Source organism: Streptomyces sp. NPDC111744, from assembly GCF_055634995.1.
Genome location: NZ_JBVKCG010000018.1, coordinates 102538 through 120102, shown reverse-complemented (window position 1 = coordinate 120102; position 17565 = coordinate 102538). Strand labels below are relative to the sequence as shown.

The following is a 17565-nucleotide window of genomic DNA, read 5'->3' as shown; positions in this document are numbered from 1 at the left end:
GAGAGGGGCTCCGGGGCACCCGGATGCGCCACGGCGGCGACCGGATGCGGTGACCGCGGCGACCGGCCGGACGCGGGGACAGCGGCGACCGGCCGGACGCGGTGACAGCGGCGACCGGCCGGACGCGGTGACCGCAGCGACCGGCCGAATGCGGTGACCGCAGCGACCGGCCGGATGCGGTTACGGCAGCAGCCGAACGCCGCAACAGCAGCCGGATGCGGTTACGGCAGCAGCTCGACCTGGACCTCGACCTCGACCGGTGCGTCCAGCGGCAGCACCGCGACACCCACCGCGCTGCGCGCGTGCACGCCCTTGTCGCCGAGGACCTCGCCGAGCAGCTCGCTGGCGCCGTTGATGACGCCGGGCTGGCCGGTGAAGTCGGCGGCGGAGGCGACGAAGCCGACGACCTTCACCACACGCGCGACGCGGTCCAGGTCACCGGCGACGGACTTCACGGCGGCCAGGGCGTTCAGCGCGCAGGTGCGGGCCAGTTCCTTGGCCTCCTCCGCGGTGACCTCGGCGCCGACCTTGCCGGTGACCGGAAGCTTGCCGTCCACCATCGGCAGCTGGCCGGAGGTGTAGACGTACGCACCCGACTGCACGGCCGGCTGGTAGGCGGCGAGCGGTGGGACGACCGCCGGCAGTGAGAGACCGAGTTCGGCCAGCTTGGCCTCGACGGCGCTCATCACGGCTTCTCCCGCTTCAGGTAGGCCACGAGCTGTTCGGGGTTGTTGGGCCCGGGCACGACCTGGACGAGCTCCCAGCCGTCCTCGCCCCAGGTGTCCAGAATCTGCTTCGTGGCATGGACGAGCAGCGGCACGGTTGCGTATTCCCACTTGGTCATGGGGCCGACTGTATCCGCTGTGACGGACGGGACACGTGGCCGACCGCCGGGCCGGTGACGGCCGACCGCCACCGGATTTCACGGCCGACCGCACGCACGGTTATCCACAGCCTCCCGCGTGAGTGTCCGGCCGACTGGTTAGTCTCGAAGATGTGAGCAGGCTCCAGGTCGTCAGCGGCAAGGGCGGGACCGGAAAGACGACGGTCGCCGCCGCACTCGCGCTGGCCCTCGCGACCGAGGGGAAGCGGACGCTTCTCGTGGAGGTCGAGGGTCGGCAGGGCATCGCCCAGCTCTTCGAGACGGAGGCGTTGCCCTACGAAGAGAGGAAGATCGCGGTGGCGCCGGGGGGCGGTGAGGTCTACGCGCTGGCCATCGATCCCGAACTGGCCCTTCTGGACTACCTCCAGATGTTCTACAAGCTCGGCGGGGCCGGCCGGGCCCTTAAAAAGCTCGGCGCGATCGACTTCGCCACCACCGTCGCGCCGGGCCTCAGAGACGTCCTCCTGACCGGCAAGGCGTGCGAGGCGGTGCGCAGGAAGGACAAGGCCGGCCGGTTCATCTACGACTACGTGGTCATGGACGCCCCGCCGACCGGCCGCATCACCCGCTTCCTGAACGTGAACGACGAGGTGGCCGGGCTCGCCAAGATCGGCCCGATACACAATCAGGCCCAGGCCGTGATGCGGGTGCTGAAGTCCACGGAGACGGCCGTGCACCTGGTGACCCTCCTGGAGGAGATGCCGGTCCAGGAGACCGCCGACGGCATCGCCGAACTGCGCGCGGCGCGACTGCCGGTGGGCCGGGTCATCGTGAACATGGTCCGGCCGGAGGTGTTGGACGCCGCCGACCTGGAACTCGTACGGACGGTGCCCCGCACCGCCGTGGCGCAGGCGCTGTCGGCCGCGGGTCTGGGCGGGGCTCGGCGCGGCGGGAAGGCCGAGCAGCTGGTGGACCCGCTGCTCGCACAGGCCGCCGAGTACGCCGAGCGGTACGCGCTGGAGCACGAGCAGCGTGCGGTCCTCGCCGAGCTGGACCTGCCGCGGCACGAACTGCCGCTGCTCGCCGAGGGGATGGACCTGGCGGGCCTGTACGAACTCGCCACCGAGCTGCGGAAACAGGGGATGTCATGACTTCGGACCCGGACTCGGACCCGGCTCAGGACGGCACGCGCCGGCTGGCCCATGCGCCCACGCTGGACGTCGACTCGCTACTGGACGACCCGAACACGCGGATCGTGGTGTGCTGCGGCTCGGGCGGGGTCGGGAAGACGACCACCGCGGCGGCGTTGGGGCTGCGAGCGGCCGAGCGCGGCCGCAAGGTGGTCGTGCTCACCATCGACCCGGCCAAGCGGCTGGCGCAGTCCATGGGCATCGACTCGCTCGACAACGTGCCGCGGAAGGTGAAGGGCACCGAGGACCGTGGACGGCCGTCGCGCGGCGATTCAGCCGAGGCCGAGACCGAGGGTGGGCCCGAGGGTGGGGCCGAGGGTGGGGCCGAGGGTGGGGGGCGACAGGCCGGCGGCGACAGCACCGAGGACGGTGGACGACGGGCCGGCGGCGAACTGCACGCCATGATGCTCGACATGAAGCGCACCTTCGACGAGGTCGTCGAGGCGCACGCGGACGCCGAGCGGGCGGCCGCCATCCTGGCCAACCCCTTCTACCAGTCCCTCTCGGCGGGCTTCGCGGGCACGCAGGAGTACATGGCGATGGAGAAGCTGGGCCAGCTCCGGGCCCGGGACGAGTGGGACCTGATCGTCGTCGACACCCCGCCCTCCCGCTCCGCCCTGGACTTCCTGGACGCGCCGAAGCGGCTGGGCTCCTTCCTGGACGGCAAGCTGATCCGCCTGCTCACCGCTCCGGCGAAGCTGGGCGGCCGCGCGGGCATGGCCTTCCTGAACGTCGGTATGTCGATGATGACCGGCACACTCGGCAAGCTGCTCGGCGGGCAGCTGCTGAAGGACGTACAGACGTTCGTGGCCGCGATGGACACGACGTTCGGTGGGTTCCGTACGCGCGCGGACGCGACGTACAAGCTGCTTCAGGCGCCCGGTACGGCGTTCCTGGTGGTGGCGGCTCCGGAGCGGGACGCGCTGCGCGAGGCCGCCTACTTCGTGGAGCGGCTGGCCGCGGAGGACATGCCGCTGGTCGGTCTGGTCCTCAACCGCGTACACGGCAGCGGTGCCGACCGGCTGTCCGCCGAGCGTGCGCTCGCCGCCGCGGAAAACCTCGAGGTCGCGGAAAACCCTGAGGTCGCGGAAAATCTTGAGGAGCCCCGCATTGTGGATCAGGGTGGCGGGAAAGCTGGACTTCGTAACTCTCCCGACACGTACGGCAGTTCTGAATCATCCGCGTCCGAGTCCGACGGCTCCCCCTCGTCCGGACTCGACGGGACGACGACGCCCCAGGCACCCCACGCATCCCGGGCAGACGAATCCCCCTCGTCCCAGCCCGGGCCCGACGCGTCCGAGCCCGACTCCTCCGACGCCCCGGACCGCACCGTCGACCAGCTCACCGCAGGCCTGCTGACGCTGCACGCCGAGCGCATGCAGCTGCTCTCCCGCGAGCAGCGCACACGTGACCGCTTCACCGCGCGCCACCCCGAAGTGGCCGTGGTGGAAGTGGCCGCGCTGCCCGGCGATGTGCACGACCTCGCGGGACTGCGGGACATCGGCGACCGGCTCGCGGCCGGCCGACCGGAGCTGCCGTAGCCGTATACCGCAGAGTCTCCGGAGGGCATATGCCCTCGGCGGGTTCGGCGGGTGGTTCAGTCGGCGGTGCGGCGGGTGATTCAGCTCACCGCCGCATAGTTCTCGTACACCTCGTCGCTGTCGAGGGGGACGATGCCGGTCCCCCGCTCGTACTCCGAGCGCGCAGTCTCCAGGAGCCTGCGCCAGGAGGTCACGGTGGGCCGCCTGCGCAGCAGTGCGCGGCGCTCCCGCTCGGTCATTCCTCCCCACACGCCGAACTCGACGCGATTGTCCAGCGCGTCGGCCAGGCATTCCGTGCGTACCGGACACCCGGTGCACACCGCCTTGGCCCTGTTCTGCGCTGCTCCCTGAACGAACAGTTCATCCGGATCGGTAGTGCGACAGGCAGCCTGCGCACTCCAGTCGGTTACCCAGCCCATACCGGCGCCGTCCTCTCCCGAATCGAGGCTCCCCCACGGCGGCAGCGGCATATTCACCGCCGCCAGTTGAGGACGTTACGGAAGGTGGGCACAGCGCAACACCCCCTTCGGGCCCAATCTTGAATGGCCCGAACGGACTATGGGTAAGCGGCAGATCACCCGCGGGAGTGAGCTGACGACATGCGTGATCATCCCGGCAAACCGGGACAGCCGTGGCGCGTCACAACGGACGCCGGATGACACACGAGGCGGATTCGGACACGCCATCAACACATCACCCGAAAAAAAGTGGGCAGGTTCCGGAACGATTCGGGGTCGCCGGACGTATTGATACGTGGCCGCGCTGCTGTGACAGTTGAGAGCAGCTTAGGCCAAGGCCTGCACGCGTGTCCGGCGAATGGCAAGGTAGACCGTTCATGTCGTCGTGCCGCCGGCGAGGCGCTGCCATGCCGTCAGGCGGACCGGGCCGCAGTGCCCCTGTGCCGATCGGGCCGCAGTGCCCCCCGTGTTCTGGTCGCGCCGCCCTCTATGTCACGATCCGGCACTCGAACATCCCGAGAGCCCCCCGCTCACCCGGAATGCTCATCCCTACGGATTAGGCTGCCCCCATGCCAAAGAAGCGCTCGGGCGGTGGTCTGTCGACCACACAGCAGGCCGCCAAGTTCCTCGGTGTCAGTGTGCTCGCGGGAGCCGTGATGGCGGGCATCGCACTGCCCGCGGCCGGCGCCCTGGGCCTCGCGGCCAAGGGTTCGGTCCAGGGCTTCGACGACATCCCGGCCAACCTGAAGAGCCCGCAGCTCAGCCAGCGGACCACGATCCTCGACAGCAAGGGCAACCAGATCGCCCAGGTCTACTCCCGTGACCGCACGGTGGTGGACCTCAAGGACATCTCGCCTTACATGCAGAAGGCGATCGTCGCGATCGAGGACTCTCGCTACTACCAGCACGGCGCGGTGGACCTGAAGGGCATCCTGCGCGCGCTGAACAAGAACGCGGTGAGCGGCGGGGTCGCCCAGGGCGCCTCCACACTCACCCAGCAGCTGGTGAAGAACTACTTCATCGAGGAGGCCGGCGACGACCCCACCAAGGTCGCCCAGGCCACCCAGCAGACCCTCGGCCGCAAGGTCAAGGAGCTGAAGTACGCGATCCAGCTGGAGGAGAAGCTCGGCAAGAAGAAGATCCTCGAGAACTACCTGAACATCACCTTCTTCGGCGAGCAGGCCTACGGCATCGAGGCCGCCTCCCAGCGCTACTTCTCCCAGCACGCCAAGGACCTCAACCTCCAGCAGTCGGCCCTCCTGGCCGGCATCGTGCAGTCGCCCAGCCGCTACGACCCGGTCAACGACGAGGCCGAGGCCACCAAGCGGCGCAACGTCGTGCTTGAGCGCATGGCCCAACTCGGCGACATCTCCCAGGCGGAGGCCGACAAGGCCAAGGAAGCACCGCTCGGCCTGCATGTCACCCAGCCCAAGAACGGCTGCATCACCGCCACCAAGGGCGCCGGGTTCTTCTGCAAGTACGTCGAGAACGTCTTCCTCACCGACCCGACCTTCGGCAAGACGCGCGAGGCGCGCGCCAAGCTCTGGAACCAGGGCGGCCTGACCATCCGTACCACCCTGGACCCGCAAGCCCAGGACTCGGTGCAGACGTCGATCAAGGACCACGTCTACAAGGCCGACTCGGTCGCCGCGGCCGCCACCCTCGTGGAGCCCGGCACCGGCAAGATCCTGGCAATGGGCCAGTCGAAGCCGTACGGATACAACAAGAACGAGACCGAGTACAACTTCTCGGTCGACCGGGACTACGGCGGCTCCAACTACGGCTTCCCGACGGGTTCGACGTTCAAGCCGTTCGTGGCCGCGGCCGCCATCGAGGGCGGCAAGCCGGCGACGCAGGAGTACTCGGCGCCGTACAAGATGAACTACCCGAGCCCCGTCCAGCAGTGCGACGGCAAGCAGTGGGTCAACACGGACAACGAGCAGGTCGAGAACGAGAACGAGTCCGAGGTCGGGCCGTACCAGATGAAGAAGGCGATGGCGAAGTCCATCAACACCTACTTCGTCCAGCTGATCTCCGACATCGGCCTGTGCCCGGTGGTCAAGATGACCGACGCGCTCCACGTCCACCAGGGCGACGGCTCGAAGCTCCCGCAGACCCCGTCCATCGCCCTCGGCGCGATCGGCCTCTCCCCGCTGACCATGGCGAGCGCGTACGCCACCTTCGCCGACCGCGGCATGTACTGCACGCCGGTCGCCATCGAGTCGATCACCCAGAAGGTCGGCAACGAGCAGAAGTCCCTGGCCGTGCCCAAGTCGACCTGCTCCCGGGCGATGAGCGAGAAGACCGCCGACACCATCAACACCCTGCTGCGCGGCGTGGTCGACTCCGGTACCGGTCAGGAGGCCGGCCTGGACAACCGGGAGAGCGCCGGCAAGACGGGTACGACGGACGCGCGCAAGAACGCCTGGTTCGTCGGCTACACGCCCAACCTCGCGGGCGCGGTCTGGGTCGGCAGCGCCAAGCAGAACATCGAGATGACCAACATCACCATCGGCGGCGTCTACCACAGCGAGGTCTTCGGCGCCGACACGCCCGGCCCGATCTGGAAGGACGCCATGACCGGCGCCCTTGAGGGCAAGCAGGCCGAGTCCTTCAACCTCGTCGACATCCCGAACGAGGACAACAAGGGCAACGGAAACGGGAACGGGAACGGGAACGGGAACGGGAACGGCGGTGGAGACAACACGGGCGGCCTGATCGGCGGTCTCATCGGAGGCCCGACGACGGACGGCGGCACGGGCAACGGCGGCACCACGAACGGCGCGACCACCGCCGGCACCACCACCCCGACCCCGACGTTCTCCTTCCCCGACGGCTTCATCCAGGGCAACGGGAACGGCGGGAACAACGGGAACGGAGGAGGCAGGGGCTGACCTCCCTCCTGCTTCTTACTGGTACGACGGCGGGGCCGCACCTCGGTGAAAGAGGTGCGGCCCCGCCGTCGTACCGCCCGAAGCCTCCGGTGCTTCGGGTGCTTCCGGCGCGTCGGGTGCTTCCGGTACTTCCGGTGCTTCGGGTGCTTCGGGTGCTTCGGGTGTCAGCCCTGGAGCCGCTTCTTCACCGCGGCGGCGACGCGGCCGCCCTCGGCCAGTCCGGCTACCTTCGGGTTCACGATCTTCATCACGGCGCCCATGGCCCGCGGCCCCTCGGCGCCCGCCGCCTTCGCCTCCTCGACGGCCGCGGCGACGATTCCGTCCAGCTCCTCGTCGCCGAGCTGCCTGGGCAGGTACTCGTCGAGGAGCTCGCCCTCCGCCTTCTCCCGCTCGGCGCTCTCGGTGCGGCCGCCCTGCGCGAAGGCCTCGGCCGCCTCCCGGCGCTTCTTCGCCTCTTTGGCGATCACCTTGAGCACCTCGTCGTCGGAGAGCTCGCGCTTCTCCTTGCCCGCGACCTCCTCCTTGGTGATCGCGGCGAGCGTCAGCCGGAGCGTCGAGGAGCGGAGCTCGTCACGCGCCTTGATCGCGGAGTTGAGGTCGTCGTGCAGTTTCGACTTGAGCGTGGTGGTCATGGTTCCGATTGTCGCAGGTGCCACCTGCGGGCCGCCCGCCGTTTTACCCGCCCCTGTTGTCGGCGGCCGGTCATCGGTCCCGCCGCGCGTCTGACACGATGGTCGTATGCGCGCTCGATACGGAGTACCCCTGGGAATCGCGGCGTTCGGCGCCGCCGGTGTGTTGTACGCGGCCGGCTTCGAGGTCCGTTCGTTCCGCCTGCGCCGGGTGACGGTCCCGGTCCTCCCGCCGGGGATGCGCCCGCTGCGCGTGCTCCAGGTCTCCGACATCCACATGGTGAGCGGCCAGCGCAAGAAGCAGCGCTGGCTGCAGTCGCTGGCGGGCCTGCGCCCCGACTTCGTGATCAACACGGGCGACAACCTGTCCGACCCGGAGGGCGTCCCGGAGGTGCTGGACGCTCTCGGTCCCCTGCTGGACTTCCCCGGCGCGTACGTCTTCGGCTCCAACGACTACTACGGCCCCAAGCTCCGCAACCCCGCCCGCTACTTGCTGGAGAAGACGAGCGGCAAGCACGGCCTGAACGGCAACGCGCCGGCGGTCGGCGCGATCCACAACCCGTGGGAGGACCTGCGGGACGCCTTCGACGGGGCGGGCTGGCTGAACCTGACGAACACGCGGGGTGTCCTGAAGGTCGAGGGCATCTCGGTGGAGCTGACGGGACTGGACGACCCGCACATCAAGCGGGACCGCTACGTGCAGGTGGCGGGCGGCCCGTCCAGTACGGCGGACTTCTCGATGGGCGTGGTCCACGCCCCGTATCTGCGCGTCCTGGACGCCTTCACGGCCGACGGCTACCCCCTGGTCCTGGCCGGCCACACCCACGGCGGCCAGCTCTGCATCCCCTTCTACGGCGCCCTGGTCACCAACTGCGACCTGGACACCGACCGCGTGAAGGGCCTCTCGCGGCACACGGCGGAGGGCCGTACGTCGTACCTCCACGTCTCGGCGGGCTGCGGCACGAACCGCTACACCCCCGTCCGCTTCGCATGCCCGCCGGAGGCGACGCTGCTGACGTTGGTGGGCCGGGAGTAACCCACCCAGCGTAGGACAACATGCCGCTTACGCCCTTTTCTTCCTATGTTGAGGGCATGACGGCTCCGATACCCCGGGAGATCCCGGACCTCCCCGCGGTCCCGGGCACGCCCGTACTGCTGCCCGGACACGTTCCGGCGACGGCGGTGGTGGCCCCCGCCCGCCGCCCCCTGACCGCGGTGTTCCGCCTGGTGACGGCCGCACTGGCGTCGGCGGGCGTGGCCCTGGAACTGCTGCTGGGCAGCCCGGGCCAGATCCTGAGCTACTTCGGCATACAGGCCGCGATACTCCTGACGCTGGTCAGCCTGGCCTCGGCCCGCCGCGCCTGGCAGGCGTCCCGCCCGCTGTCCTCGTCCCTGACAGGCGCGGCGCTTCTCTACATCGTGATCTCGGCCTTGGTCTACCACCTGCTGCTGGGCCACACCGATCCCCCCTTCTCCATGACGGGGGCGACACACCCGCCAGTGGCCTGGCACCCCCAGTGGCTGGCCCTGCAGCTCCTCTATACGGCGGCACCCGCGGCCGCCCTCGTGGACTGGCTCCTCCTCACACCCCCCGGCCGCCTCCACCTCCGCCAGACGGCGGGCTGGATGCTCTACCCCCTGGCCTACCTGGTGTTCTCCCTGACCCGAGCGGAGCTGCTCCTCCCCGGCACACCGGCCCGCTACCTCTACCCCTTCCTGGACGCCGAGCAGCACGGCTACCGCGGCACCCTCGCCAACGCCCTCCTCCTGGGCCTCGCCTTCTACACCCTGGCGGTCCTCCTGGTAGCCCTGGACCACACCCGTCCGAACCCGGTCGGCCGCCGCCCATAAACCGGATTTCGTCTCCAGCCACCAGTGGGCTAAAGTAAACGACGTCGCCGCGACAAGCAGGACAGCAGCGACGCCGGGGTGTAGCGCAGCTTGGCAGCGCGCTTCGTTCGGGACGAAGAGGTCGTGGGTTCAAATCCCGCCACCCCGACAGCCGAAACAGCAGATCAGCCACCTACTCACGTGAGTAGGTGGCTGACTTGTTTGGGGCTGCGTGTCTAACTGCGTGACTATCGATTCCCGAGTGTCTACGACCGCTGCGGATCAGCGCCGAAGATCCCGTCCATGACCACCGCGCCAGTCTGGAGCACGGGCCGGATCTGCTTCCGATAGACCTCCTCGGTCACGGCCGTACCCGAATGGCCGACAAGCCGGGAGATCTCCTCCAGCGGGACGCCCCGGTCGGAGAGCAGGGCCACGTCCCCTGTGAGGGTCTGTACGGTGAGTGGTGTAACTCCCGAGCTGAAAGCGACAGTTGATGACTGACGTGACCGAGTGACATCGAGGCCGGGGAGGCCGCTGTGGGTGCGACGGGCACCGTGGATGACGGGCTGGTCGCCGAGCTGGTGGCCCGGGCCCAGGCCGGTGGGATGAAACTCACCGGGGAGGGTGGCCTGCTGCAGCAGCTGGCCAAGCGGGTGCTGGAATCCGCGCTGGAGGGCGAGCTCACTGATCATCTGGGGCACGAGCCCGGCGAGCGGGCCGAGGGCGGTCGGGAGAACTACCGCAACGGGCACCGGTCCAAGACGGTGATCACCGAGTCGGGGCCGGTCGAGATCGCGGTGCCGCGGGACAGGGCCGGGTCGTTCGAGCCGCAGCTGGTCAGGAAGCGTCAGCGGCGTCTGGGCGGGGTGGACGAGATGGTCCTGTCGCTGTCGGCGAAAGGGCTGACGCATGGGGAGATCTCCGCACATCTCGCCGAGGTGTATGGCACGGAGATCTCCAAGTCCACGATCTCCACGATCACCGACAGCGTGCCCCTCGTTTCACCCGTTGCCGAGAGCTTCAGCTCCGGGCTGGAATGTTCGCCAAGGCTCGTCATGCTGGCGACGTAGATTGAGCAGTGCCCATACTCCCCGGCCAGGCGACCGTCAAGCGAGCCACTGATGTCTGACACCGGCGGCTGACACCAACAGCCGCGAACACGGTCGGATTCCGGCGTACTCCAGCGGCCGGCGTCGAGCCGCTTTCCCGTCGAAGTGCAGGGTGCGGAAGGCACCGTGATCGACCTGATAAGGATGAGGCCACCAGGTTCAAATCCTGTCAGCCGCACTGAAGCCACGGCCAGGGCCGGCCCCGTGACGGCAGTCGCCCTGGGGCCGGTCGTGGCCGGGACGGCTCAGCCCAGGTAGAAGTCCTTGCGGGCGGCCACGAACGCCTCGATCGACTGGGCGGGAACGCCCGTCACGCGCTCGACATCGTCGGCCGTACGGTCGTAACGGTTGTCCCGGTGCAGCTGGGCCATGGTGGCGACGTGCTGTTGAAGGTGCGGTGGCATCCCCAGCTTCGGGAGCTGGGCCTCCCACCGCTCCAGCGGCAGGTCCACGTAGGACACCGGACGTCCCAGCGCCGAAGAGAATTCTGCGGCCAGCTCCGTCATGTCGACCGAGTGCGGTCCGGTCAGCTCGTAGACCTGTCCGATATGCGGAGCCGGGTCGCGCAGCACGGTCGCGATGACCCGGGCGACGTCGTCCACGGCGACGGGAGAGGTGCGTCCGGTGCCGAACGGCAGGGCGATCGTGCCGCTCTCCTGGATCGAACGCGCGGCCATCGTGGTGAACAGGGGGGTGTCCAGGAACGCTGTCGGCCGGATGTGCACCACGGGCAGGCCCGACCAATTGAAGACCTGCTCGGCCAGCCAGTGCAGGCGCTGTTGGTGCGACTCCTCGGTACTGGTGGCGGTCATCTGTGACACCGTCATCTGCGACAGGTCGATCAGGGCCTCCAGGTTCCCGTACTCCTTAGCAACGGAGGCCACCACAGTCGCCGCCAGCAAGTGGTCCGGCGACACGCGCATCGCGAAGTACATTCGCGTCACGCCCTGCAACGCGACCGCTACCGTCTCGGGCCGTGTCAGGTCGCCGATGACGACCTCCGCACCGAGTGCCCGCAGCTCAGCCGAGCGCTCGTCCTCGCGGCGGACCATGAAACGCACCGGCACATCCTGATCCCGCATTTGTTCGAAGACCGCGCGGCCCACGCCGCCGGCACCGGGGATGAGAACAAGGTTGTCGGCAATCATCAGTCGACCTCTCTCGGAGTAGTGGAATAACTGGGTTGAGGTGTGGTCAGAGCCTCAGTGGAGCTGTCGGCGAGCGTCCGCAGCGCGGTCTCGATGACGGGGTATCCGCGGCGGCGGCACTGCGGGCATGTCCCGCCGGGCGGTCGCCTCTGGTGTGTCGCGGGACGGCGCGTGATCACCCGTGGGCTCAGACGGTCTGGCGCCGGGACTTCTCACCGCCGGCGGCCACTGCGGCGCCTCTGCCCGGCAGGAAGAGCAGCACGACGGCCGCGCCGACCAGGGCGACGGCCGCCGACCCCATGGCGGTGATGTGCATGGCGTGGATGAAGGCGTCGTGCGCGGGCCGTACGAGCGCCCTGCCGGCCGGCCCCAGCTGCTCCGCGACGGTAAGGGTCGCCTGGACGGATTCTCCCGCGGCGTGCCGGTCGGAGACGGGCAGTACGCCCAGGTGGCCGTCGATGCCGTTGCGGTATGTGGTGGACAGCAGCGAACCCAGCACTGCGACCCCCATGGCTCCACCGACCTGCCGGAAGGTGTTGTTGACCGCGGACCCCGAGCCGGCCTTCTCCCGCGGCAGCGACGACATGATCATGACGGTGGCGGGCGGCATCACATGGGCCATTCCCGTGCCCATCAGGAAGAACAGCACTTCCAGGACCCAGATCGGAGTGTCCTGGCCGAGCAGTAGGAAGCCAGCGAAGCCCACGGCGGTCAAGGCGAGGCCCGCGGCGCACACGGCGCGGGCACCGAAGCGGTTGACGACCAGCCGGGCCCGCGGGGCGAAGAACATCTGGGAGGCGGCCAGCGGCAGCACGAGCAGACCGGACTGCAGGACGCTGTAGCCCCGAACGCTCTGGTTGTAGAAGACGGAGAAGAACGTGACGCCCATGAGGGCGAAGAAGACCAGGCCGATGGCAGCGACGGAGGCGGAGAACCGCCGGTTGCGGAAGTAGGCGACATCAAGGGCCGGATGGTCGCTGCGGGCCTCGTACACCACGAAACCGGCGAGGACCGCCAGGCCGCCCAGGATCGTCACCCACGCTTCGGGCCGGGTGAAGTCGCCCAGCTCGCCGCCCTTGATGATGCCGTAGACCAGCACCGCCAGACCGACGATCGACAGCAGCACGCCGACCGGGTCAAGCCTGCCGGGCCTGGGGTCCTTGGAGTCGGGGACGATCGCCACCATCGCGGCCATCGCGGCGGCCACGATCGGCACATTGACCAGGAAGACCGAGCCCCACCAGAAGTGCTCCAACAGGACGCCGCCCGCGATGGGGCCGGCGGCTATGGCGAAACCGACCACACCGGTCCAGATGCCGATGGCCTTGGGCTGCTCCTCGGGCTCGAAGACGTTCATGATGATCGCGAGGGTGGCGGGCAGGATGAAGGCGCCGCCGAAGCCCATCACGGCGCGGAAGGTGATGAGCTGCCCGGAGGAGCCCGACAGCGAGGACAGCACGGATCCCGCGCCGAATACCAGCATGCCGAAGAGCAGCACTTTCTTGCGGCCGAGGCGGTCACCGAGCAGCCCAGCGGTGAAGAGCAGTCCGGCGAAGACCAGCGTGTAGGAGTTGACCGCCCACTCCAGCTGGCTCTGGGTGGAGCCGAGTCCGGTGGGCGCGGGCTGGGCGACGGTCTTCATCGCCACGTTGAGGATCGAGTTGTCCAGCATCACCACCAGGAGGCTGCAGGCAAGCACGGTCAAGATGACCCAGCGTCGGCGGTGGACCACCTCGGAAACCCTCCGTCGCTGGGCAGGCAACGTGGACGCCGCGGAAGTCGAGGAATCGGTGGGTGGTGATGCCACAGGGGGCCTCCAGTGCTGTCGCTGATTCTGCGATGGCGAGGCGGAGACCGTAGGTCTCGGATGGCCGGAGGAGGCGCAAGGCCCCACTTGATCCACCGGGAGATCTCACCAAACACAAATAGATGTCATCGCTAATCTAAATAAGGCTTACGATAGATGGCAAGCGACATCCATTCGAGGAGAGTGATTCCATGGGCCGTGTGTCCCAGGCGCAGGCACAGGTGAACCGGCAGCGTGTCGTAGCCACCGCCTCCCGCATGTTCCGCGAGAAAGGCACTGCGGTCAGCGTCGCCGACCTGATGAAGGCCGCCGGGCTCACCCATGGCGGGTTCTACAAGCGGTTCGCCTCCAAGGAGGACTTGGTCGATGAGGCCATCGCCCACGCTTTCGCCGAGCAGGCGGCACACTCGGCGGTGGCACTCGAGGAGCACGCTGCGGAGCGAGAGGCCGCCCGCCGGACGCTGATCGAGGACTACCTCTCGGTCTGGCACCGCGATCACGCCGGGGACGGCTGCCCCGTCTCCGGATTCGCCGCTGACCTCGGGCGCGAGCCCGACCAAGCCGCCCGCGCACGCCACGCCTACATCAATGGAGTACGGAACCGCGCCGCCCGGCTGGCCACCGGGGACAACGACGGCATGGCCCAGCTGTGCACCATGGTCGGTGCCCTCGTCCTCGCCCGCGCCACCCGGGGCAACCCGATCTCCGAAGAACTGCTGCAGGCCGCACGCACGGCTCTCACCGAGAGTGGCACCGGGCGGTCCGAACCACAGCAACGCACGGACTGACCGAGAGCCAGCCGACGTCTACCTCGCGAAACCGACGCCGACATCCTCGGCAAGAGCGCGGACCCCGACGTCACCGGCGACGGCTGCTGCACCAGCCGGCCCACCCGGGCGACAGCGGCGGCAAGGGGCTGTAGCTGCGGCTGAACAGCAGCTCTCCGCAGATGCGGTGATGGTTGCAGTACAGCAGCGAAGCACGGCAACCACCCCGACCGCAGCTAACTACCAGCGGCCCCCGGCCCCATGACCAGCCTCCTGGACTGCAATAGCTGCGTGGCGGATACGTCGGGGCTCGTTTGGAGATCGCTTGGGAGAAATCTGGGAGAAGATCTTGGTCGGGTTCTCCCGGAGCAGTCTCCGGTGCCGCACGAAGAGCGGCGCTCACGCGCCCTCGGACCTGCGCGTTCGCGAATCCAGGGCTCGTAGCCGACCAGGAACACCCGTGCGGGCCACCCCAACGGTCGTTAGGAACACCGCACATGGCAGGTCAACGCTCAACGCCTCCCCACGACTGTCGTGCAGTACGTACAGGACAGCTTGTTCGGTGAGTGATGTGTTCACCGCGAGAGTCGCTAGGAAGGCGTGAGTGGCAGGTCGTCCGTGTAAGCGTTGACCGGTTGGGGGACCTGCTCGGCGCGTCGCACGTCGAGAGCTGCGGCCGCGGACCTTGTGCCGAGTCTGCCCTGGGGACGCCAGGTTCCGGTGACGGCTACCCAGGTGTTCGCGGGGAGGGCGTCGGTGCCGTACATCCGGACCTTGACCGACTGGGCGTCCGCGGCGCAGCAGGTGAAGATGATCCGGGTCAGGTACCAGCCGCCGCCCTGGCCGGCCGGGGTGACGAAGCCGGTCATCCGGACGGTACGGCCCTTGATGCTCAGCTCCCGGTCCTGCTGGACCCGGGCGGTGAATTCGCTGAGCGTCATGGGCAGGGGCGAGGCCCCGGCGGGCAGTCCAGGGCCGCGCCCGTCAGGGCGAGCAGCAGCAGGAGTACGCCGGACGCGATCAGCAGCGGGTGCAGGCCCTCTTTGACGTAGCGCAGGTAGAGGTCGGTGAAGAGGGCGGCGTGCAGCAGACCCAGGCCGGTCAGGGCCAGCAGCACGACTTGGACCGGGCGCTTCACAGCAGTGCGCCTCCGATCAGGACGCTGGTGGCCACGGCCACGACCGTGGTCGCGGTGGAGAAGCGGAACGCGAACGCCCGGCCGAAGGTGCCGGCCTGGAGGGCGATCAGTTTCAGGTCGACCATCGGGCCCACCACCAGGAAGGCCAGCCGGGCGATGGGCGAGAAGCCGCTGAGGGAGGCAGCGACGAAGGCGTCGGCCTCCGAGCAGACCGCGAGCAGCACGGCGAGCGCCGTCAGGAAGAGGACGGACAGCCAGGGTGAGCCGGAGAAGGTGTCGAGGACGGTACGTGGCACGGTCACGTTGAAGGTGGCCGCCGCCATCGCACCGAGCACCAGGAAGCCGCCCGCGTGCAGGAAGTCGTGCTGGAAGCCACGGCGGAACTCCGTCCAGCGGTGGTGACCCGGCTGGTGGCCGGTGTGGCGGACGGTGGGCCGCAGCCACTCCTCCCGCCCCAGCCAGAGCCACAGCCAGCCCATGGCGGCGGCGGTGGCGAGCGAGGCGAGCAGGCGGGCCACGACCATGGCTGGGCTGCCGGGAAAGGCGACCGCCGTGGCGGTGAGCACGACGGGGTTGATCGCGGGCGCCGAAAGGAGGAAGGCGAAGGCCGCGGCCGGGGTGACGCCACGGCGGATCAGGCTGTTCGCGACGGGGACCGAGGCGCACTCGCAGCCCGGCAGGACGACCCCGGCGGCACCGGCCACCGGGACGGCGAGCGCCGGGCGTCTGGGCAGGATCCTGGTGAACAGGTCCGCTGACACAAAGGCGTTGATCGCCCCGGACAGGACCGTGCCGAGCAGGAGGAACGGCAGCGCCTGGACGGTGATGGCCAGAAAGACGGTGCGCCAGGCCGAGACAGCGGGGCTGTTCAGCCACTGGGTGCCGGCGAGCACGAGGGTGAACGCCACGGCGACCATGACAACGCCTACGGCCCACGGCCACGGGACGGTACGTCGCCCGGGTAGCGCGGCGGGCGCGGTCGCCACTCCGCCCCTCACATCGAGAATTTCATCCGCTTTTGGCATTTTTACTCCGGATGTCGGATGTCGAGGCCGAAGATAGCGAGGAAGCCGCCCCGCACGGCGCCCACACGCCGCCGCAGATGAATGATGAGAATCCGAACTAACCGTCTCTTCAGGGATCCGCCCTCCGGGCGGCGGCAGCGGTCCTCGGCAGCGGTCCTCTTCTGCGTCAGCCTCGCCGTAGCGCGGCGGCCGCGCTCGCCGGTGGGGCTGCATCTGTGGCTCATGAGGGAACACGCCGACGGTTCGACGACGGCCGGCATCTCGGAGTGTCCGTCAGGGCGGTGTTCCGGCCGAGCCGGGGGGGGGCCGATGCCGACGGCATTGAGCCGGCGAGCGGGCGTCGAGCGGGCGTGCTGCGTGACCACGCCCGGGATCCAGCCGAGCCGTGCTGTCCGGTGACGCCCTGATCCCGGCTTAAATGGCGGACGCGCCCGCCGTTCCCGAATTCAGCGGACGGCGGCCAGGACGTGGCTGGGGCCCACCTGCCAGACGGCTCCGACATGCTCGAATCCGGCATCGCGCAAGAGGGTGACATGACCGGACAGGGTCAGGTCGTTGCCCTCGCACCGGGGGCGTCCGTCGTCGCCGCTGCGGGAGACGAGCGGGGCCAGTTCCGGGTCGGTGGCTGCGCTCGACCACCAGGATTCCCAGTCCTCGCCGGGGGATGCGGCGGTGCGTTCCGTTCGGCGGCGTCCGATGTCGCTCGCGAGCTCGGACACCTTCGTCGAGTCCGGGCTGATGTGGTCGCCGTTGATCAGGATGCCGCCGGGGCGCAGCAGCCCGGCGAGGTCCCGGTAGACGTACCGCAGGGTTTCCGTCCCGAGGTAGTGCAGGGCCGTGGTCGAAACCACCGCGTCCGCGGGACGATCCAGGGCGAGGGCGTCGAGCCAGCCCGGCTCGCCGATCAGGGTTCTGACGTAGCGCAGGCTGCTGCCGTAGTGGGCGCTGCCGAGCTCCAGGAGGAGCGGGTCCGCGTCGATGGCGAGCACTTCGGCGGTCGGCAGGCGGGTGGCGAGCCGCGCCGCCAGGCAGCCGGGGCCGCTTCCCAGGTCGAGGACGAGTGGAGTGGGGCGGTCGGTTGTCACATGTTCGACCAGGTCCGCGATGACGTCGAATCGTTCCTCACGGTCGACCGCGTACAGCTGCTGCTGGCGTTCCCAGCGCTCCACCCATCGCGCCGCCGTCGTTGTGCTCACGCCCATG

At 69.0% G+C, this 17565-nt stretch carries 15 protein-coding genes, 1 tRNA gene and 2 pseudogenes; 8 read left to right on the top strand and 10 right to left on the bottom strand.

Going from position 1 to position 17565, the window contains the following annotated elements:
• Positions 1–221: 221 nt before the first annotated feature.
• Together ACZ7OO_RS32355 and ACZ7OO_RS32350 are read right to left on the bottom strand one after the other, a co-directional pair.
• The gene (locus ACZ7OO_RS32355) at positions 222–686 is read right to left on the bottom strand and encodes a RidA family protein (protein ID WP_471510232.1); all 465 of its coding nucleotides are present in this window, start codon (positions 684–686) and stop codon (positions 222–224) included.
• Positions 686–844 (bottom strand): DUF4177 domain-containing protein, encoded by a 159-nt coding sequence (locus ACZ7OO_RS32350; protein WP_019992579.1) that lies wholly within the window; start codon positions 842–844, stop codon positions 686–688. Before ACZ7OO_RS32350 ends, ACZ7OO_RS32355 begins: the two co-directional genes overlap by 1 nt.
• Positions 845–996: 152 nt before the next feature.
• Here ACZ7OO_RS32350 and bagA point away from each other — a divergent pair, with 152 nt between their 5' ends.
• Together bagA and ACZ7OO_RS32340 are read left to right on the top strand one after the other, a co-directional pair.
• Positions 997–1974 carry an ATPase BagA gene (gene bagA / locus ACZ7OO_RS32345; protein WP_471510230.1) on the top strand — a complete coding sequence of 326 codons (978 nt, stop codon included), beginning with the start codon at positions 997–999 and terminating at the stop codon, positions 1972–1974.
• Positions 1971–3554 carry an ArsA family ATPase gene (locus ACZ7OO_RS32340; RefSeq protein WP_471510228.1) on the top strand — a complete coding sequence of 528 codons (1584 nt, stop codon included), beginning with the start codon at positions 1971–1973 and terminating at the stop codon, positions 3552–3554. The genes bagA and ACZ7OO_RS32340 overlap by 4 nt, the downstream gene beginning before the upstream one ends.
• 80 nt (positions 3555–3634) lie before the next feature.
• Here ACZ7OO_RS32340 and wblA read toward each other — a convergent pair whose 3' ends face one another.
• Positions 3635–3973 (bottom strand): transcriptional regulator WblA, encoded by a 339-nt coding sequence (gene wblA / locus ACZ7OO_RS32335; protein ID WP_132856581.1) that lies wholly within the window; start codon positions 3971–3973, stop codon positions 3635–3637.
• 608 nt (positions 3974–4581) lie between these two features.
• Between wblA and ACZ7OO_RS32330 the strand changes: the two genes are divergently transcribed.
• Positions 4582–6906, top strand: a complete 2325-nt coding sequence (locus tag ACZ7OO_RS32330) for a transglycosylase domain-containing protein (RefSeq protein ID WP_471510226.1) — start codon at positions 4582–4584, stop codon at positions 6904–6906.
• 164 nt (positions 6907–7070) lie between these two features.
• Here ACZ7OO_RS32330 and ACZ7OO_RS32325 read toward each other — a convergent pair whose 3' ends face one another.
• Complete coding sequence (locus tag ACZ7OO_RS32325) at positions 7071–7538, bottom strand: GatB/YqeY domain-containing protein (RefSeq protein ID WP_352222430.1); 468 nt, start codon at positions 7536–7538, stop codon at positions 7071–7073.
• 106 nt (positions 7539–7644) lie between these two features.
• On the opposite strand from ACZ7OO_RS32325, the gene ACZ7OO_RS32320 reads away from it, so the two are divergent.
• The 3 genes from ACZ7OO_RS32320 to ACZ7OO_RS32310 all read left to right on the top strand — a co-directional run bounded on the left by ACZ7OO_RS32320 (position 7645) and on the right by ACZ7OO_RS32310 (position 9534).
• Complete coding sequence (locus ACZ7OO_RS32320; protein ID WP_471510224.1) at positions 7645–8571, top strand: metallophosphoesterase; 927 nt, start codon at positions 7645–7647, stop codon at positions 8569–8571.
• A 56-nt stretch (positions 8572–8627) separates the two neighbouring features.
• Entirely contained in the window at positions 8628–9386 is a 759-nt protein-coding gene (locus ACZ7OO_RS32315; RefSeq protein ID WP_471510222.1) for a Pr6Pr family membrane protein, read from the top strand.
• A 74-nt stretch (positions 9387–9460) separates the two neighbouring features.
• A tRNA-Pro gene (locus ACZ7OO_RS32310) sits at positions 9461–9534 on the top strand.
• Between the two features lie 97 nt (positions 9535–9631).
• On the opposite strand, the gene ACZ7OO_RS32305 is transcribed toward ACZ7OO_RS32310, so the two are convergent.
• Positions 9632–9802, bottom strand: a complete 171-nt coding sequence (locus ACZ7OO_RS32305) for a hypothetical protein (RefSeq protein ID WP_471510220.1) — start codon at positions 9800–9802, stop codon at positions 9632–9634.
• 81 nt (positions 9803–9883) lie between these two features.
• Here ACZ7OO_RS32305 and ACZ7OO_RS32300 point away from each other — a divergent pair.
• Positions 9884–10360 (top strand): annotated as a pseudogene (locus ACZ7OO_RS32300) (transposase); the annotation flags it as partial.
• Positions 10361–10722: 362 nt separating this feature from the next.
• Here ACZ7OO_RS32300 and ACZ7OO_RS32295 read toward each other — a convergent pair.
• Positions 10723–11625, bottom strand: a complete 903-nt coding sequence (locus ACZ7OO_RS32295; RefSeq protein ID WP_471510218.1) for an NmrA family NAD(P)-binding protein — start codon at positions 11623–11625, stop codon at positions 10723–10725.
• A 187-nt stretch (positions 11626–11812) separates the two neighbouring features.
• Complete coding sequence (locus ACZ7OO_RS32290) at positions 11813–13432, bottom strand: MFS transporter (protein ID WP_471510216.1); 1620 nt, start codon at positions 13430–13432, stop codon at positions 11813–11815.
• Between the two features lie 191 nt (positions 13433–13623).
• On the opposite strand from ACZ7OO_RS32290, the gene ACZ7OO_RS32285 reads away from it, so the two are divergent.
• The gene (locus tag ACZ7OO_RS32285) at positions 13624–14220 is read left to right on the top strand and encodes a TetR/AcrR family transcriptional regulator (protein WP_471510214.1); all 597 of its coding nucleotides are present in this window, start codon (positions 13624–13626) and stop codon (positions 14218–14220) included.
• A 569-nt stretch (positions 14221–14789) separates the two neighbouring features.
• Here the strand turns inward: ACZ7OO_RS32285 and ACZ7OO_RS32280 are convergent.
• From ACZ7OO_RS32280 to ACZ7OO_RS32270, 3 genes and pseudogenes are all read right to left on the bottom strand, one after another.
• A pseudogene (locus tag ACZ7OO_RS32280) lies at positions 14790–15337 on the bottom strand (TIGR03943 family putative permease subunit).
• The gene (locus ACZ7OO_RS32275) at positions 15334–16254 is read right to left on the bottom strand and encodes a permease (protein ID WP_471510212.1); all 921 of its coding nucleotides are present in this window, start codon (positions 16252–16254) and stop codon (positions 15334–15336) included. The pseudogene ACZ7OO_RS32280 and the gene ACZ7OO_RS32275 overlap by 4 nt, the downstream one beginning before the upstream one ends.
• A gap of 554 nt (positions 16255–16808) precedes the next feature.
• Positions 16809–17564 (bottom strand): class I SAM-dependent methyltransferase, encoded by a 756-nt coding sequence (locus ACZ7OO_RS32270; RefSeq protein ID WP_471510210.1) that lies wholly within the window; start codon positions 17562–17564, stop codon positions 16809–16811.
• Position 17565: the final 1 nt, after the last annotated feature.

Excerpts from the sequence above, each read along its gene's own strand:
- ACZ7OO_RS32355 (WP_471510232.1), bottom strand. The coding sequence starts at position 686 with ATGAGCGCCGTCGAGGCCAAGCTGGCCGAACTCGGTCTCTCACTGCCG.
- ACZ7OO_RS32350 (WP_019992579.1), bottom strand. The coding sequence starts at position 844 with ATGACCAAGTGGGAATACGCAACCGTGCCGCTGCTCGTCCATGCCACG.
- ACZ7OO_RS32340 (WP_471510228.1), top strand. The coding sequence starts at position 1,971 with ATGACTTCGGACCCGGACTCGGACCCGGCTCAGGACGGCACGCGCCGG.
- wblA (WP_132856581.1), bottom strand. The coding sequence starts at position 3,973 with ATGGGCTGGGTAACCGACTGGAGTGCGCAGGCTGCCTGTCGCACTACC.
- ACZ7OO_RS32330 (WP_471510226.1), top strand. The coding sequence starts at position 4,582 with ATGCCAAAGAAGCGCTCGGGCGGTGGTCTGTCGACCACACAGCAGGCC.
- ACZ7OO_RS32325 (WP_352222430.1), bottom strand. The coding sequence starts at position 7,538 with ATGACCACCACGCTCAAGTCGAAACTGCACGACGACCTCAACTCCGCG.
- ACZ7OO_RS32320 (WP_471510224.1), top strand. The coding sequence starts at position 7,645 with ATGCGCGCTCGATACGGAGTACCCCTGGGAATCGCGGCGTTCGGCGCC.
- ACZ7OO_RS32315 (WP_471510222.1), top strand. The coding sequence starts at position 8,628 with ATGACGGCTCCGATACCCCGGGAGATCCCGGACCTCCCCGCGGTCCCG.
- ACZ7OO_RS32295 (WP_471510218.1), bottom strand. The coding sequence starts at position 11,625 with ATGATTGCCGACAACCTTGTTCTCATCCCCGGTGCCGGCGGCGTGGGC.
- ACZ7OO_RS32285 (WP_471510214.1), top strand. The coding sequence starts at position 13,624 with ATGGGCCGTGTGTCCCAGGCGCAGGCACAGGTGAACCGGCAGCGTGTC.
- ACZ7OO_RS32275 (WP_471510212.1), bottom strand. The coding sequence starts at position 16,254 with ATGGTCGCCGTGGCGTTCACCCTCGTGCTCGCCGGCACCCAGTGGCTG.
- ACZ7OO_RS32270 (WP_471510210.1), bottom strand. The coding sequence starts at position 17,564 with ATGGGCGTGAGCACAACGACGGCGGCGCGATGGGTGGAGCGCTGGGAA.